Origin of the sequence: Bacillus sp. FSL M7-0791, assembly GCF_038627085.1 — a bacterium.
Lineage (GTDB): Bacteria > Bacillota > Bacilli > Bacillales > Bacillaceae > Bacillus > Bacillus safensis.
Window position 1 is genome coordinate 3,604,000 of sequence record NZ_CP152022.1, and the last position, 17,332, is coordinate 3,621,331.

Consider the following 17,332-nt stretch of genomic DNA (forward strand, 5'->3'; position numbering starts at 1 on the left):
TTCTCTCACTCCATTGAAGATTTGTCATCTTTCTCTATATGATCAAGTGTTGAGCCATCGATGGCATTGATCAAATATTCTTCCTCTGTCTTTTTCTTTGAACCTGCTGATACGCCTTCAAGCTCCACCCGCCATACAGGAACCATGACTTGCGTGCTTGCCCCTGGGTATTGCGTATAGTAGCCCAGCTCTACCTTTTTCACGGTCGTGTTTTGACTCAGCATATTTTGCGTATATAAGTCCTTCACGGTTTCAAGTGCTGGGACAAGGGTTTCTTTTCTCACTTCATTAATCGATGTCACCATCGATTGCTGATATGAGACGACTTCGTTTTGATCGTTGAGATTTAAGGTAATTTGCCCGATGGTTTCGGTGTCATCAAGGCCTTCTTGGAAGATGTATTTCCCTTTATACGTTTGGAAAAAGACGATTTTCCCTGTCTCTTCATCTATATTCCACAGCTTATAATTCTTCCCATCCAGCAATCGCTGGTTCACAAGGTTCGTCGCCGCTGTTTTGATATCCTTTTTCGGCAAGGCAACTGGCTTATTGAAGGTCATTTCAAGCAGCGTGACAGGATCATCTTTGTCTGATTTCGGGAATGTGCTTTTCGCCTTTTGATCAGCTAATCCATCGACATCCTTTTTCGTATATTGCTTCTTTTCAGCTGTAATGCGGTATCCAATCTTCGCTTCATCTGATAGATTGCCATATTTGATCCCGTCTGCCTTCATTTCCTCCAGCGTATCCGTTTTTTCGATAATCGCAAAATGATCGGTTGACCGTTTTTCAAAGTATTGAAAACCTAGAAAGATATCGAGAACGAGAAAGGCTAGGATAAAGATCGTTTTGGTCTTATTCCACTCCATGATTCTCGCTCCCCTCTGTCAAAAGATCATTCGATAGAATCACGGTTTTGCCGTTATATTTCATGCACCATACAGGCTCCAGCCAGACAAACATTGCTTGATCTTGATCTGATGCAGTTGAAGCAGCTTGATATGCAGGGAAAATCTGTTCAATTTTCTCCAGGTCATCATATTTCGTCTGCTTGATGATCAAGTCCTTCAGCTCTGTCCCGTTCATCAGCTTGACCTGTTCACTTTGACTGGCTTTATTGCCAAGAATATAGTTTGGACGCTTGTAATTCAAAATGTCATCATTCGCCCATTGGACTTCAAGGGAGGTCATCCCAAATGGATGCTTTGTACTGTTCACAATCGGCAGACCGTCCATAAACATATTGAAGGACAGCTGCTGGTTGCTGTTGATGCCAAAATATTGATAGTCATCAGTAAAGCTTCCCGTATCATTGAAATATTTCACGCTTCGCTTGATCAAATCCCCCGTTTGGAAAACAGTGCTGGAATTGATATTGCGATGCTGATATTGAATGCGATGGTCTTTTTGATTAGCCTCAAGGCGGCTTGTGCCATCTGTGTACACCGTCCGGTTTAAATTAGATTCCTCACCGACAAGGCTCGGGTCCGTAAACAAAGCGTCTTTGAACTTGTTTGTCTTAATCGTTTCGATAAAGAACATCTTCGCTTCAAGCTGCTTTTGCTTTCTCGGAAGAAGGAAATCTCGTTTAGAATTCGTCGAGAATGTATAAAGATCATAGCGCGGCATCTCGTTTTGAGCCGCTGCGATACTGTTCATTAGATTACGGTAATTGGCGGACTCAATTGTCAGCTCAAGCACCGTCTCCTTGCTGTATGAGACCAAATATACTTTTTTATTCGCCTTATCCTGCTGAGCGAACGGCACGATCATCCGATCAAACGAGTTGTATTCAATGGACTTGTTCGGCCATTTAAAGAGCGCTTGGAAAATATCAATCGGAATCGGATCATTGAACACAAGATCCAATGTCTTCCCTTGTCCTTCGCGTCCATAGAAGAAATTCTTAAATTTCTGCTCGGAATATTGATCTGACACATCATTAATCTCTTTGACATCCCAAAGGCTCACATCATTCCAAAAGTTTTGAAAGAGTTCCTTTTGATCCACTTTAAAATGCTCTCCATTTGAATGGATGAACATCTCGCGCGGCTTCACGACATCAATGAGACTTCTAGGCTCGTCGCTTGAAATCTTCTTCGTTTCCACGACCTTTGTGCCGGTATCTGCCTGATCCTGCATGACGGGCTGGAACATCCAGATATTCCACGTAAATACAAGACTGATCGCAATTAGGATTGTCAATATTATGGTTTTAAAGGTCTCACGCTTCATCCCAATCATCCTCTTGTTCTTCATTGTACGGAAGGGTAAAGGTCACCGTTGTCCCTTTTCCTTCAATGCTGTCAGCCCAAATATCTCCGCCATGAGCTTGAACCATTTCTTTTGCAATCGCAAGACCGAGGCCGGTTCCGCCAAGCTTTCTTGTTCTTGCTTTATCTACCCGATAAAAACGTTCAAAGATTTTATCCATATCCTTCTTCGGAATACCGATTCCTTCATCTTTGACGCTAAATAACACAAGGCCTTTCTCTTCATCCAGATCAACGGTAAACGTGATGTGTCCACCCTCTGGTGAGTATTTCATGGCATTGGAAATGATATTATCGAGCACCTGTGTAATTTTATCTTGGTCGATTTCCACATATACTTCACGCTGCGGCAGGTTGCGGATAAAATCGACATGCTGCTCCTTCGTCATTTCAAAACGATCAATGACGAGCGAGATAAACCTGATAAAGTTCGTCCACTCACGGTTGAATTGATAATCCTTGCTGTCGAACTTAGACAGCTGCAGCAGGTCATTGACAAGCCGGATCATGCGCTCCGTTTCATTTTGCGTGACACTGAGAAATCTTGGCGCAAGCTCTTTATCACCAATCGCACCTTCAGCCAGTGCCTCAAGATAGCTTCGCATCGTCGTCAGCGGTGTGCGCAGCTCATGCGATACGTTCGCTACGAATTCACGGCGTTCAGCATCAATTTTCTCCTGCTCTGTGACGTCATAAATGACCGCAATTAAGCCATCAATTTTCCCATGCTCTTTCTGAATGACGGAGAAATTAACACGCAATACAGACAGCTGATCTTCGCGCTCAATTTCGATCAGCATGGAATCTTGATTTTCGACTAAATCTTCAAATGTATGGGTTTCCTCTAAGCCAAGCAAGGACGTGATCGGCATCTCTAGTGCTGTTTCACGTGAAACATTTAACAGCTCTAATGCAGGGCTGTTTAATAGAATAATTGCACCGTTTTGATTCGTTGCGATGACACCGTCCGTCATATAGGCAATAACAGAAGAAAGCTTTTTCCGCTCCCCCTCCGTCATCAGCTGAGCTTCCTCCAGCTCTCTCGTCAGATGGTTAAAGGTTGTCGCAAGCTGGCCAATCTCGTCATGTCCATACTTCCGGACCTTTCTGGAGAAGTTCCCTTTGGCAAGCTCGATCGCCTGCTTTCTCATATCTGAAATAGGATGAGTGATCGTTCTAAAGATGAAGATACCAAGTAGAGCAGTCGTCCCAAGTGCAATCAGTGTCCCAGTCGCTAAAATGGTGTTAATGGTTCGCATTTGGTTAAACACACTTTCCATTGAAGACACAACATAAATCACACCAACGGTCTCTTGGTTCTCATTTTTTACGGCTGTCGCAGAAATACGCACCCTTTTATTTGACTCAGGGTCATAGAATTTTTTCTCATAGTCTTTGCCAACCGCAAAAATACGGCTAATGATTTGATCAGTGATTTTCTTTCCGGCAATCTCTTGGCTGCCGTTATTTACAGAGGCAATGACCTCTCTGCTTTCATCAATATAGCTGACTTCAGAGATTTCATTAGACTCATCCTTGTTGTTAAAATCGTTTAATATCTTTTGAGCATCCTCTTTTAATTCTACCTTGCTCTTCGATGAATCTTGTTCTAGGTAATACGATAACGAGTAGATTCGCTGATTCAAGGAATTATCATATGAATTAATTAAGGACTGCTCTAGCTGCTTCACAAAGTACACGCCAATGATCTGCATGGCAACGATGATCAGCAGCACGTAAATCAAGGTCAATTTAAAGTGAATCGAGCGAAAAAAACCTACTTTACTCATAAGAATCTTAGTCCTGTTCTGGGTTTCTTAAATAGTAGCCGACGCCTCGTCTTGTCACGATCCAGCTCGGGTGACTAGGGTTGTCTTCAATCTTCTCACGAAGACGGCGGACTGTAACGTCTACTGTACGGACATCTCCGAAGTAATCGTAGCCCCATACCGTTTGCAGCAAGTGCTCACGTGTCATGACTTGTCCGATATGTTTCGCTAAGTAATGAAGCAGTTCGAACTCACGGTGCGTTAATTCTATCGTTTCCTCGCGCTTAGACACCACATACGCATCTGGATAAATAACAAGTGATCCAACCTCAATATCATTTGATTCAGATTCTTCCTCCGTCTGCGGAGCAGCGGTTTGTCTTCTCAAATTCGCTTTCACGCGGGCAAGCAGCTCACGTGTGCTGAAAGGCTTTGTCACATAATCATCTGCGCCAAGCTCAAGGCCGATGACTTTATCAATTTCAGAGTCTTTTGCTGTCAGCATGATAATCGGCATGTCATATTTCTTTCTCACTTCACGGCATACTTCAACACCATCTTTATTCGGCAGCATAATGTCGAGCAGAATAATGTCCGGCTTGATTTCTTCTACCATTTCAAGGGCTTCGTTTCCATCATATGCACAATGAACCTCATAGCCCTCTTTCCTTAAATTAAATTCCAATATATCAGCAATCGGTTTTTCATCATCTACGACAAGAATCTTTTTTTCCATTGTGATTTCCTCCTGCATTTTTAGCATCTATGTCATTCCATTTTGCATGTATCATTACGCCTTTTCCGTTTATGAAAAAAAGGCTCACTGTCTATTATAACGTTTTACGAGGCAAAGATAAAAATAATAACGGCTTTCTTTTCTAGTAAACGCTGGATAGGAAGGCGCCTCCCGAAAAAATTGATGACTTTTTCCTTTTTTATTGAAACTTTTCCAATCACCAGCCGTCTATATAGATGTAACGTCTTCTTCTTATGGAGCCGGGCCCTACCTAGGTCCGGCTTCTCCCTTTTTATGCCTTCTTTTCATAATAAAAACGCACCTGCGATTGCAGATGCGTTTGGAAGTGGCTCGGGACGGAATCGAACCGCCGACACACGGATTTTCAGTCCGTTGCTCTACCAACTGAGCTACCGAGCCATCATCAAAAAGATGAATATGTATAAATGGCGGTCCGGACGGGACTCGAACCCGCGACCTCCTGCGTGACAGGCAGGCATTCTAACCAACTGAACTACCGGACCTCAGTAACTTGCCCGAAAAAGCAATCGTGGTGCTCCTTCAAGCAAGTGAGGAAAAAATTAGCTTAACGCTAAAGTAAATCAATGACCCGTACGGGATTCGAACCCGTGTTACCGCCGTGAAAGGGCGGTGTCTTAACCGCTTGACCAACGGGCCAATACATGGTGAGCCATGAAGGACTCGAACCTTCGACCCTCTGATTAAAAGTCAGATGCTCTACCAACTGAGCTAATGGCTCTCGGTTTGTGAAAAGTGAATCTGAAGAAGCTGTATTGCGCCAAACCAATCGATTTAAAAAAGCTGGAACATCGCATCCTAACAAGTTTCAGAGACCTTTGCAACAACGAGATTTATAATATCATAGAGTAATTACATATGGCAATACGTTTTTCGACATTTTTTTAAAAAAAGTATCGGACTTAAATTTCTCCTATCAAAGCTCCCACTTCTGCAACCGCCTTCATTAGATACGCCTTTTCGGATGTCTTCTGCCTACTCAAACACATAGACACGTTTCAGGCCGCTCAAAAATGGCTATACATGAAACAAGTGACATTGTCATTGAAAAAGGAGGAAGCAGTATGAGTTCATTCAAATTAGGAGATAAAATGCCCAACTTTTCACTTCCAACAATACAGGGCGATCACATTGATTTCGACAAACATTTAGAGGAGCATCAAAGCTGGCACCTGATCGTTTTCTTTAGAGGATCTTGGTGTCCGGTATGTGTAGAAGAATTAAAAGAGCTCGAACAGCAGCAGTCATATTTTCAGGACAAGGATATTCACTTGATGGCGATTTCCACGGATAACCCTGATGACTTGAAGGCATTTGCGGATAAAGAGGAACTATCCTTCCCGATCATGTATGACCATGACCTCACGTCATTAAAAGCATATGAAGTCCACTATCACGGGGAAGAAGCCCCATATGAAGACCACGGGGTGCACGGTGAACCCGCCTATTTCTTATTAAATGAAAAAGGTCAAGTGCTCTATCAGCAAAGACAAACAAGTCCGTTTGGCAGACCGCATGCCAACGAACTACGCAAAATCATTCAGTACATCCGTAAAAATTTAAAAGGCCAATATAAAAGCCTGAAGTAAGGAAAAAGCCCTAGCGATGAGGGCTTTTTTTATGAACGCTTTTTATTATATAGCCAATCTGCGGTGAAAAAAACAAAGAGACCCGCCACGAGAATGACAAAAGTGACGGGTGGTTTATTACCCTGGAAATACATGTACAGCGCATGCCCTCCTAATGCCAGAAGATAAAAAACAAATGCCGGCACAGCAGCTTTATGTGCATTCGCTTGTTCTCTTTTCGTCATTTTTTTAAAAAACATTGTGCTCTCCCCTTTATGATGCTTGTTTCATCGTCACCCTGCGAAGTGCCCGTGAACGGATATATTCCATTGGTCCAATTCTCCAAACCTTTAGGCAAACTGCTGAAACCGCGATTTGCAGAAGTGAAATCAACAGCCATGCCAATACAATAAGAGGCGCATTGATTTGACCGCCAAGACCCAATCCCCAGCTATAAAAAAGAATGGAGCAGATGACATTTTGCAGGATGTAGCAGCTAAGCGCCATTTTCCCTACATATTCAAACCAAGTCCACATGAACCATGACTCCGTGCGTGCGAGGAGCTTCGCAATGACAGCTATATAGAAAATAGAGAGAAATGGTGAAAAGGCGTAGCGCACCACAAATTCCACTAAATCGTTCGGTACGAAAACTAGTGCATTCAGCGGCAGACCGATCCACAGTCCGATTCGGAACAATATTTTCCGGAGAGATTGTCCGCGTTCATTTGCATAAAATACGCCGGCTCTCATCATCCGCACACCTAATAAAAACAGAAATGTGTTCATTGGAATAATAAAGACCGCTTCTTCTCGGTACATGAAGAAGTATTGTAACCGTTCTTGAACCTGCGAGATCCATGTTTCTGGCAGCTGCTCTTCCAGCGCTGGTTCACCGCTTTGATCATCGGTCGCTGACTCCATTTCAGAGAGGGAGTACAGCATCAGACATGACATCATGAGCAAATGAATGACACCTGAGAACACCATGCCCTTTTTGATGCGCCTGCTTCCTCCCCGTACAATGTAAGCCACAAGCAGCCCCGTAACGGCATAGCTCATGAGCACATCATATTCCATCACAAGCGTAAAATGGACAAAGCCTTCGATAAATAAAAATAAAAGAATCCATAAATAAGTACCCGGCCAAGGCGTGTCCTTCCTTTTTGCCTGCTGGTATTTCAGCTCCAATCCAACACCAAACATGATCGTGAGCAGCGAGAGCATTTTTCCATAAACGAACATGGAGACAAGACTTTCTAGAAAACTGCCATTTTCATATTCATCCGCAATCTGATCTGTCGCAAAGGTATCCCCTGCATACGCAAAAAACCAGACGTTCGTTCCCAAGGTGCCTAGTATGGCAAAACCTCGTAAAATATCTAATAATCGTATTCTTTCTTTCACTAGAACGCTCCTTCCTCCTATACAGTTATCATATTTTGGTAATGACCGGAAGTCCGTTCTACTGAAATTAAGGAATATTTAAACAAAAAAACACCAGTAAAATGCGAGATTTAACTGGTGCTTCATCAATCTATTCTTATGGACGGTACACGCTGCGGACAACGTTCGTTTGTGAACGATCTGGTCCGACTGAGAAAATGGAAAGTGGAATACCTGTTAATTGTGAAATGCGCTCTAAATAATGGCGGGCATTTGCAGGCAGTTCACTTAAGTTCTTTACGCCTGTAATATCCTCTGTCCATCCTGGCATTTCTTCGTAGACAGGCTCACATTTCGCTAATTCATTTAGGCTTGCTGGGAATTCCTCTGTGATTTCTCCATTCAATTTATAAGCGACACAGATTTTCAATTTTTCAATCCCTGTCAGTACATCAATTGAGTTAAGAGATAAATCTGTAATTCCGCTCACACGTCGTGCATGACGGACAACAACGCTGTCAAACCAGCCGACACGGCGCGGGCGTCCAGTTGTCGTACCGTATTCACGGCCAACCTCACGAATTTGATCGCCAATTTCATCGTGGAGTTCTGTTGGGAATGGGCCATCTCCAACACGTGTTGTGTACGCTTTTGACACGCCGACTACATGTTGAATTTTCGTTGGTCCTACGCCAGAACCAATCGTCACGCCTCCAGCTACCGGGTTAGATGACGTCACAAATGGGTATGTCCCTTGATCGATATCAAGCATGACCCCTTGTGCTCCTTCAAATAGCACGCGGCGGCCTTCATCTAGTGCATCATTCAGGACAACAGATGTGTCTACGACATATTTTTTCACTTGCTGGCCATATTCATAATACTCGTCTAAAATATCTTCAATCTTGAAGCCTTCTGTGTCGTACATTTTCTCTAAAAGACGATTTTTCTCTTCTAGATTGCGTGCAAGCTTCTCTTCAAATACTTCACGATCTAATAGATCTGCGACGCGGATACCGACGCGGGCAGCTTTATCCATATAAGCTGGTCCGATTCCTTTTTTCGTCGTACCGATCTTGTTAGCCCCTTTCCGCTCCTCTTCTACCTCGTCCAATTTTAAATGGTAAGGCAGAATAACATGGGCTCTATTGCTGATTCTGAGGTTATCTGTACTCACATTCCGTTCGTGAAGATACGCAAGCTCAGTGACCAACGCTTTAGGATCAACCACCATTCCATTACCGATGACACAAGTTTTCTCTTTATAAAAAATACCGGATGGAATGAGGTGTAGCTTGTATGTCACTCCATCAAATTTGATCGTGTGACCTGCATTGTTTCCCCCTTGATAACGGGCAATCACCTCTGCATTTTCTGAAAGGAAATCGGTAATTTTCCCTTTCCCTTCGTCACCCCACTGCGTACCTACTACGACTACTGAAGACATATCGTGCACCTCCGTTAACCTTTCAAAACGTTGTCTCTTTCAAACACATTTATTTTATCAATGCACAACGAAAAAGTCAACGCGAAATCCGAACATTAATATCTCGAAATCAAATTTTGTTCGTTTTAAATATAAAGAAAAGCGCTTTAATCACTTTTCCAGTGCTTAAAAATGGAGTTTTCGAGCAAAAACAACTTTTTATCGTTTCCAGCTGTTCATCAACATAAAAAAGACCCCCAACCATGGGCGTCTTTTTTAAACAGGTGTAATACCATCTGTGTTCATCAGCACAACTCGATACCCATCTGGGTCTTCAATGGTTGCTCCTCCCCGGTCCCAGTATGGATTCGTTGAGGTGACATGCCGTCCGCCAAATGAGAGCAATCTCTTTTTCATTTGCTGAAATTCCTCTGCATCTGGAATATAGAAAACTAGCAGCTGTTCTGGATGCGGGACGGGCAGGCTGTCTTCTTCTTCATGTTTGGTGATTTCTAAATGAACATGCTGGTGAGGCAGCCCGAGCATCACACCATCGTACCCTTCATGCTGATCAAATGAGCCTATTCGTTTGAGCCCTAAGCCTTCTTCATAAAAGGAAACAACCTCTTTCATGTTGACGGTTGGGCGTGCGATACGTAATTGAGCGGCTTCAAACTGTTGAAATTTCATCAGTCTTCACTCCTTTTCTCCTTTTAGTATACGCTCTCTCTTTTTCCCTCTCCTCCTCATTTTGATTGTTTTTTCAATCATTCTTTCGATGTAGATCAATCAAAAAAGCCCAGCTTCTTGAGCTGGGCTTTAAGCACCGGGCGGAACACCCGCATCATCAAATCTTCTTTCCAGATTGACGAATTTGTTATATTCTTTGACGAACGCCAGTGATACTGTACCAACTGGACCGTTACGCTGTTTGGCAATAATGATTTCGATAATGTTCTTATTCTCTGATTCTTTGTCATAGTAATCATCACGATAAAGGAATGCTACGATATCGGCATCCTGCTCGATACTTCCTGATTCACGAATGTCAGACATCATCGGACGTTTGTCCTGACGCTGCTCTACCCCACGTGAAAGCTGAGACAAAGCAATAACCGGAACTTCAAGCTCCCTTGCCAGCGATTTTAATGCCCTAGAGATTTCAGAAACCTCCTGCTGACGGTTATCGCTTGATCGCCCGCTTCCTTGAATGAGCTGCAAGTAGTCGATCAGGATCATGCCAAGACCATTTTCTTGCTTTAATCGGCGGCATTTCGAGCGAATTTCACTTACTCTGATTCCAGGTGTATCGTCAATGAAAATTCCGCTGTTTGACAGCGAGCCCATCGCCATTGTCAGCTTACCCCAGTCCTCTTCTGTCAGATTACCGGTTCTTAGGTTTTGTGCATTGATATTCCCCTCTGCACAAAGCATACGCATAACGAGCTGCTCAGCACCCATCTCTAAACTAAAGATAGCAACACTTTCGTCCGTTTTGGTCGCCACATTTTGGGCAATGTTCAATGCGAAGGCGGTTTTCCCTACTGATGGACGAGCCGCTACAATGATTAAATCATTTCGCTGGAATCCAGCTGTCATCCGGTCAAGCTCAGAGAAACCTGTTGGAATCCCTGTGATATCGCCTTTACGGTTATGAAGCTGTTCAATATTATCGTATGTTTGAACAAGAACGTCCTTAATGTTTTGAAAGGCTCCTGAGTTTTTACGCTGCGCCACTTCCATAATGGTCTTTTCAGCATCGCTCAATAGGTCCTCTACTTCATCCTCACGCGTATACCCATCTTGTGCAATGGTTGTCGCCGTACGGATCAGACGTCTTAAAATGGATTTCTCTTCTACAATTTTTGCATAGTATTCAATGTTTGCGGCAGTTGGGACAGAGTTCGCAATATCGGTTAAATACGAAATCCCGCCTACCTCTTCTAGTAAATCTGTATTGGCAAGCTCAGATGTCACCGTGACAAGATCGACCGGTTCTCCTCTATCGCCAAGTACAAGCATCGCATTGTAAATCTTTTGATGCGACATTCTATAGAAATCCTCTGGAATTAATACCTCAGAAGCGAGCGTTAGCGCAGATGGTTCTAAAAAAACAGCACCTAATACGGCCTGCTCGGCTTCTATATTTTGCGGCGGCAGCCGGTCATCGAGAAGTTCCGTCATGCCAAGCACCGTCCTTTCATAAAAAAATACGCTACTCATCATTTTAACATTTTCATCAATAAAAAAGTGAAAAACATCGACTATAGTCAAAATTACCATGTTGATATTTTGTGCAAACCAGCGCATTTCAATAGAAAAGACTCTGTAACAACAATTGTTATAGAGTCCTTCGTTATCGCTAATGATTTTGTATCTGTCATCGTTCAAGGTTTGTTAATCTATCGCTTTCTTAACCCCATAATTCACTTTTTGCCCAATGTCTTGTAAAGAGCCGTTTTGATAACTAATAGATAAAACCAAATCGGGAATAGAATCAAACCCGTTTTTGGCTAGATCGAATAGCTGTGCACCGTAATGTGAAGCGGCAATGCGCGCATTTTCTGCTGTGTATGGATTTTTAAGAAGTTCTTCTTTGTATAGATCAAAAATATTCGTTCCGTTATCCGTTACAAATTGACCATTTACAATGCTTAAATCCTTTAAATTGTAGCCTGTGACCGTTTTGATTTGATTAACAAGATGGAACTTGGCCAGAGAATCCAATGTGAATTGAGTAGAATCATCATTTCTGCTTTTCATAATATGGAAAAATAATTCTCTTGTATTGTTGGTTGTATTTAATAAGTCTTCTATTTGTTTCATCAGCGATTCGTCTTTTGAACCACTTACCACTAATTTAAAATTGTTCGGGTCAATGGTGAAAGTTAGATTTGTATTTTTAGGAATGGATATCCCGTTTTTAGAGAATAAATCTTGTAATTGTTCGTTGACCTTTTGACGATTGAGTATTTTCTTTTCTACACTTTCTTGGGTAGGGTCATACCGTTTTTCATTACGGAAGATGGCATCATTAAAGTCATATTGTCCACCTTTATTATTCCTTGCCCAACTCATTTCCATAATGTAAGCAGCTTCTCTTTCCGGTTTTGTTAGATCACTTCTGAAATAAGAAGAGTAAGGGTTTCTATACTTATTATATATATGGTCTTGAGGATCATTGAAACGTTTATTTTGTTCATTTATTTTTTCGTATTTTTCATCTAATATTTTCATCCGTCTATCAGATTCGGTCATTACCTCATTTGTACTTTTAATAGTTGATTGGTCTTTAGAGCCTATTCGGTTCTGATTGTTTGAAGCTGCCGTGTATGACGTATTAATATTCATTTTGATTCTCCTTTTTTAAAAAATTAGTGATTATTAAATATATCGGCATTTCAGTTAAAATTTGTTAGTTTTGATCCGATATAGTAATTATTACAAGGAGGGTTAAAATATGACAAATATTATCTTCAAACGTTTTTTATTACCTGCATTGGCATTCGTGCTTGTTACTAGTTTTTTTGCACCTCATTCAGCGGAAGCGGCTATCACGGGGAATAACAGTCCTAACACAGCCAGCTCAATGGGATATTGGAAAAATAGTCGTTCAGATACAACAATCTTACCTGAAGGTGAAAATGAAGCGTATTATCAGTTCACGATCAATAAAGGTGAAAGGGTTTATGTAAGAAGTTCGTATAATAAGCAATATACAGGGATGAAAATCGAAGTGTATAATTCGAAAAACTCTAGGACAGGGTCCGAAGTTATTAATCCTGATTCAATAACGCCATTTATTTTTGCCAACACTGGTGAAGTTACTTCAACTTCAGAAACTTATTTTGTGAAAGTGACCCGTGGTACATATACGGGAAATATGTATTTTACTGTCTCCATCCAAGATCGTATCAAATCTGGAAATGGGACATTCAATTTTACGGGGACTGCTACTAACTTGGGGAATTCTTCTTTAAATTTTTTAGGAGTTGATTCTTCAGTCATTACAATGGATTTAACTAATAATTCCACAGTTCCTAAACGTGCTGTCGTTAAATCGATTTCAACGACTAGTACCCAATCGCCTAACCAAGGAAATGTCACACACAAACTGATGGCTAGTGAAAGTAATATTTGGTACACATCACTTGTTTCATCTGCAACAAGTGGGTCCTATCGTATTTCACTGGAAGATCAATTAAAAGTCGCGCAAAAATGGAGCTTTAAGTACAACGCAAAGGCTACTGCGAGATCTACTATGAGCAATGTCAAAGCCGATATTCGTTACGAATATGATGTCACAGATGGATTCTAATTGAATGGTGTTTAGACATGTAAACCGATTGATCAAAAAGTAAGGGGGCATCCCTTACTTTTTTCATTGCCGCATTTTTGATGCTATATGATATTTGGCCAACTTTAAAACAGCACCGTGCTTTCATAAGAAATACGCTGCTCATAAAAAGTGAAAGTGTTAATGGTGGTTTTGCTTGAGGGCGTGTTGAAAGAGGAGGATGGTGATCATATCGGTGGCTCGCTGGTATAAATCCCATTGTTCATAGGCCGCAAATGTCATCCGTATATCATGTAATGATTGCTTCATTTCATGATATTCTTCCACTGTAAACGTATTTTTCAGTTTGAGCTGATGTTCAAGCAGTTTTAGCCTTAGCTTTCCTAATGGAGTTTTCATTCTGCCTACATTCACTTCGATCTTGTCTTCCTTAGAAAATTGTATATGAATTTACGCATGAGATTGAATAAGTTGTGAGATATGCTCACCAGCTTTTCGAAAAATTCTCCTCTTTTTTCCTAAAAATACAAGAAGGTCTATAGACTTATTTTTCCTCAAAATGATTTCAAGAAGAAAAACCTATATATATTCCTGAATCAAACAGAAGAAAATGGTAAATATACCGTGACGGTCAAGGTCTTTTGGCATTTCTCCTCTTTTTAAATGACTCAGTCCGGCATTCCCTATTTCCATTCATTTGGTAGTTATTTAGTCCTTTATTTTCCGAAAATTTAGATCAAATTATCAATTACACCACTTAATGAACATTTGACTTCATAATTGATAACCATTATCATTTGATTTGCTTGCGTGATAATTGAGAATCATTTTCATTTGAAGGGACCATTCTTCAATCTCTACACTCATCCTATATCCGCAAGCCTGCTTTTATCAGCATATGAGAGTCAATTTGAGGAAGGGGATATTTTACACATGTCCAAACGCCCTGAAGGAATGGGTACTGAGGATTCTCTTTTCAGAGAAAGCCGTCCTTTTTTTATACCTGGGACGGAGCAGCTGGATATCACAGCACACCCTTATAGACTTTTTATATTTAAACCGAATACAACTCCTCCAGCGGCTGGTTTTCCAGTCATGTACGTGCTTGATGGAAATTCACTTTTTGGCACAATGGTCGAAGCACTTCGTCTACAGTCAAGAAGACCTGAAAAAACAGGTGTCGTACCAGCCATCATTGTTGGAATTGGCTATCAGACAGAAGCTCCCTATCATCCGCTCAGGCATTATGATCTCACTCTTACCGGCCCTGACGCTTCCATTGGTGGCAAAAGAAAGGACTTCTCCAACCATACATATGGCGGGGCCTCTGCGTTCTTTTCTTTTTTAGAAAAGATTGTAAAGCCTTATATCGAGCAGCGCTTTCCGATCAACCAGAGTCGTCAAACACTGTTTGGACACTCTCTTGGCGGTCTTTTTGTATTACACACACTATTTGAGCACCCTGATGCTTATCAGACATATATTGCGGGCAGTCCTTCTATCCACTGGAACAAAGAATTATTTCTAGAAAAAGAACACCAATTCACCAGCCATATACGTCAGATGTCTATGAATGTCAGGCTGCTTGTAGGTGTAGGTGAGTTAGAAAAACATCATCCGTGTCAAATGAATGATCATGCACATGGACTAGCAAATCGTATGCTGCCTTTATCCGCATATGGCTTGCATACGTCTTATCGCGAATTCCCTGAAGAAGGACATACGTCCGTTTTACCGGTGCTGATGAATTACGCTTTTCGTTTTGCACTCTATCATGATGATCCTTTCACAACCACAGACATGAAGGAAAGGCAGTGAACACATGAAACACAATGGTCTATCTCAAAAAATTGCCTTGATCACAGGCGCAGGTCAAGGTATTGGACAAGCAGTCGCAAAAAGACTAGCCGAAGAAGGTGCGATTATTGCAGCAGTTGACGCAAATGAAGAGCAGCTGCAAAGCACCGTCCAGCAAATGAAGGATGAAGGCATACGTGCCTTTGCCTATCCAGGTGACATCACCGATCAAGCTTCTGTTCAGCACATTGTCGATCAAATTGAAAAGCAGCTTGGCCCCATTTATTTACTGGTCAATGTAGCAGGCATTCTTCGAATGGGTTCTATCGACCAGCTTAGTGCAGACGACTGGCAACAAACTTTCGCAGTCAACACACATGGTGTCTTTTACGTATCTCAAGCTGTCTCCAAATACATGATGAAAAGATCAGAAGGGGTCATTGTGACTGTCAGCTCTAACGCTGGTGCCATTCCTAGAATGAATATGGCTGCCTATGCCGCTTCAAAAGCAGCAGCTACTTCCTTTACAAAAACGCTTGGTTTAGAGCTGGCTGCCTATGGCATTAGATGCAACGTCGTCTCTCCCGGCTCTACCGCAACACCCATGCAATGGGCTTTATGGTCTGATGAACAAGGAGAAAATCAGGTAATTAAAGGCTCATTAGAGACGTATAAAACCGGTATTCCTTTACAAAAAATCGCTGATCCTCAAAACATTGCTGATGCAGTCATTTTCTTTGCATCTGAGCAATCAAGTCATATTACGATGCAGAACCTCACGATTGATGGCGGCGCAACACTCGGAATCTAGCATTTCATTTAAAAGGAGGCCTTTTCATGAAACATTCATTATTGTCGTCAGAAGAAAAAATACAGTTGCTTCAAGACTATCAGCCAGGCGCTTTTTTTCTTGCTTCACCTAAACGCACGATACTTGCCGAAGGGATTTTCCAGCATATTGAGACCAATCAGCTAAATGAACTATCCACAAGGGTAGCGCATGTATTTGACGATGCCAAACAAGCTGGTATCCAAACACCGATTGTGGCTGGTGCTGTCCCATTTGATCCGGCGCAGCCCGTTCGTTTAAATGTACCAGTCCATGTACAGTTTAGTGATCCACTCGAATTTCAACAAGGTGATGAGAAGTCAGAAGCGGCATCGCCATCCTATGAGGTGACACCTGTCCCCTCTCCAGAGGTCTACATGAATGGTGTGAACGAAGGATTAGCTAAAATTGAGAACGGGGAGCTTAGCAAAATCGTACTCTCTCGATCTCTCCATCTCAAAGCAAATCGAGATATTCATACAAAAACAATACTCGAACGACTGGCTCGTCATAATACGACTGGCTATACGTTTGCTGCAAATATAGCTGACCCGAAGGCTTCCCAAAAGCGCACACTTCTTGGAGCAAGCCCTGAACTGCTTCTTTCAAAAACTGGTTCATCTGTGATTTCCAATCCACTCGCTGGTTCTCGGCCGCGCAGTTCAGATCCAGTAGAAGACCAGCGCCGCCGAGATGAACTCCTTACCTCAGCGAAGGATTTACACGAGCACGCAGTGGTTGTTGAAGCTGTCACTAAAGCGCTTACTTCATACTGTCATACACTAGATGTGCCTGCATCACCATCCGTCATTCAAACAGAAACGATGTGGCATTTATCTACTGTGGTCAAAGGTGAATTAATAGATTCCAGTGTGTCCTCAATTGATTTGGCGCTTAGCCTTCATCCAACACCCGCAGTATGCGGAACACCTACAGCAGATGCACGTGAAGCCATTCAAGCGATTGAACCCTTCGATCGAGGATTTTTCACAGGAATGATCGGTTGGGCAGATACAAATGGTGATGGTGATTGGATTGTCACCATTCGTTGTGCAGAAGCTGAGGGTCACTCTCTCCGTCTCTTTGCTGGTGCAGGAGTGGTCAAAGGATCAAAGGCAGAAGAAGAGCTAGCTGAAACATCTGCAAAATTCAACACGATGCTTCACGCGATGGGCATCCATCAGTGATAAAAATAAATAGGAGATGACAAAA

The 17,332-nt window shown here is 42.1% G+C and carries 16 protein-coding genes and 4 tRNA genes; 5 read left to right on the forward strand and 15 right to left on the reverse strand.

Features of this window, described 5'->3' with window-relative positions:
- Positions 1–5: 5 nt before the first annotated feature.
- The 8 genes from yycI to MHI08_RS18495 form a co-directional block, all read right to left on the reverse strand.
- Positions 6–869 (reverse strand): two-component system regulatory protein YycI, encoded by an 864-nt coding sequence (yycI, locus tag MHI08_RS18460; RefSeq protein ID WP_341319615.1) that lies wholly within the window; start codon positions 867–869, stop codon positions 6–8.
- A complete protein-coding gene (gene yycH, locus MHI08_RS18465; RefSeq protein ID WP_073208144.1) occupies positions 856–2,235 on the reverse strand; it encodes a two-component system activity regulator YycH in 1,380 nt (459 codons plus the stop codon). The genes yycI and yycH overlap by 14 nt, the downstream gene beginning before the upstream one ends.
- A complete protein-coding gene (walK, locus tag MHI08_RS18470) occupies positions 2,225–4,063 on the reverse strand; it encodes a cell wall metabolism sensor histidine kinase WalK (protein WP_122632111.1) in 1,839 nt (612 codons plus the stop codon). The genes yycH and walK overlap by 11 nt, the downstream gene beginning before the upstream one ends.
- 7 nt (positions 4,064–4,070) lie before the next feature.
- Positions 4,071–4,778: a response regulator YycF gene (yycF, locus tag MHI08_RS18475; protein WP_024424030.1), complete on the reverse strand. Its 708-nt coding sequence runs from the start codon at positions 4,776–4,778 to the stop codon at positions 4,071–4,073.
- A 347-nt stretch (positions 4,779–5,125) separates the two neighbouring features.
- A tRNA-Phe gene (locus tag MHI08_RS18480) sits at positions 5,126–5,198 on the reverse strand.
- Positions 5,199–5,225: 27 nt separating this feature from the next.
- Positions 5,226–5,302 (reverse strand) — tRNA-Asp (locus MHI08_RS18485).
- An 82-nt stretch (positions 5,303–5,384) separates the two neighbouring features.
- Positions 5,385–5,456, reverse strand: a tRNA-Glu gene (locus tag MHI08_RS18490).
- Positions 5,457–5,462: 6 nt separating this feature from the next.
- A tRNA-Lys gene (locus MHI08_RS18495) sits at positions 5,463–5,538 on the reverse strand.
- A 343-nt stretch (positions 5,539–5,881) separates the two neighbouring features.
- On the opposite strand from MHI08_RS18495, the gene MHI08_RS18500 reads away from it, so the two are divergent.
- On the forward strand, positions 5,882–6,406 hold the full coding sequence (locus MHI08_RS18500) for a peroxiredoxin family protein (RefSeq protein ID WP_122632112.1): 525 nt from the start codon (positions 5,882–5,884) through the stop codon (positions 6,404–6,406).
- Between the two features lie 29 nt (positions 6,407–6,435).
- On the opposite strand, the gene MHI08_RS18505 is transcribed toward MHI08_RS18500, so the two are convergent.
- The 6 genes from MHI08_RS18505 to MHI08_RS18530 all read right to left on the reverse strand — a co-directional run bounded on the left by MHI08_RS18505 (position 6,436) and on the right by MHI08_RS18530 (position 12,548).
- Positions 6,436–6,645, reverse strand: a complete 210-nt coding sequence (locus tag MHI08_RS18505; RefSeq protein WP_342499868.1) for a hypothetical protein — start codon at positions 6,643–6,645, stop codon at positions 6,436–6,438.
- Positions 6,646–6,658: 13 nt separating this feature from the next.
- The gene (locus MHI08_RS18510) at positions 6,659–7,792 is read right to left on the reverse strand and encodes a DUF418 domain-containing protein (protein WP_135033103.1); all 1,134 of its coding nucleotides are present in this window, start codon (positions 7,790–7,792) and stop codon (positions 6,659–6,661) included.
- A gap of 136 nt (positions 7,793–7,928) precedes the next feature.
- Complete coding sequence (locus tag MHI08_RS18515) at positions 7,929–9,218, reverse strand: adenylosuccinate synthase (RefSeq protein ID WP_024424032.1); 1,290 nt, start codon at positions 9,216–9,218, stop codon at positions 7,929–7,931.
- Between the two features lie 255 nt (positions 9,219–9,473).
- Positions 9,474–9,887, reverse strand: coding sequence for a VOC family protein (locus MHI08_RS18520; protein ID WP_087978696.1), 414 nt, complete (start codon positions 9,885–9,887; stop codon positions 9,474–9,476).
- 129 nt (positions 9,888–10,016) lie between these two features.
- On the reverse strand, positions 10,017–11,381 hold the full coding sequence (dnaB, locus tag MHI08_RS18525) for a replicative DNA helicase (RefSeq protein WP_003214779.1): 1,365 nt from the start codon (positions 11,379–11,381) through the stop codon (positions 10,017–10,019).
- Between the two features lie 213 nt (positions 11,382–11,594).
- Entirely contained in the window at positions 11,595–12,548 is a 954-nt protein-coding gene (locus MHI08_RS18530) for a DUF4885 family protein (protein ID WP_342499869.1), read from the reverse strand.
- Positions 12,549–12,657: 109 nt separating this feature from the next.
- On the opposite strand from MHI08_RS18530, the gene MHI08_RS18535 reads away from it, so the two are divergent.
- The gene (locus tag MHI08_RS18535; protein WP_342499870.1) at positions 12,658–13,515 is read left to right on the forward strand and encodes a hypothetical protein; all 858 of its coding nucleotides are present in this window, start codon (positions 12,658–12,660) and stop codon (positions 13,513–13,515) included.
- Positions 13,516–13,674: 159 nt separating this feature from the next.
- On the opposite strand, the gene MHI08_RS18540 is transcribed toward MHI08_RS18535, so the two are convergent.
- Positions 13,675–13,893 (reverse strand): hypothetical protein, encoded by a 219-nt coding sequence (locus tag MHI08_RS18540; RefSeq protein ID WP_208946130.1) that lies wholly within the window; start codon positions 13,891–13,893, stop codon positions 13,675–13,677.
- Positions 13,894–14,427: 534 nt separating this feature from the next.
- On the opposite strand from MHI08_RS18540, the gene MHI08_RS18545 reads away from it, so the two are divergent.
- The 3 genes from MHI08_RS18545 to dhbC are packed head-to-tail and all read left to right on the forward strand — an operon-like array spanning position 14,428 to position 17,307.
- The gene (locus MHI08_RS18545; RefSeq protein ID WP_342499871.1) at positions 14,428–15,312 is read left to right on the forward strand and encodes an alpha/beta hydrolase-fold protein; all 885 of its coding nucleotides are present in this window, start codon (positions 14,428–14,430) and stop codon (positions 15,310–15,312) included.
- Between the two features lie 4 nt (positions 15,313–15,316).
- Complete coding sequence (locus MHI08_RS18550) at positions 15,317–16,102, forward strand: 2,3-dihydro-2,3-dihydroxybenzoate dehydrogenase (protein WP_024427630.1); 786 nt, start codon at positions 15,317–15,319, stop codon at positions 16,100–16,102.
- A 26-nt stretch (positions 16,103–16,128) separates the two neighbouring features.
- Positions 16,129–17,307: an isochorismate synthase DhbC gene (dhbC, locus tag MHI08_RS18555; RefSeq protein WP_342499872.1), complete on the forward strand. Its 1,179-nt coding sequence runs from the start codon at positions 16,129–16,131 to the stop codon at positions 17,305–17,307.
- Positions 17,308–17,332 lie beyond the last annotated feature (25 nt).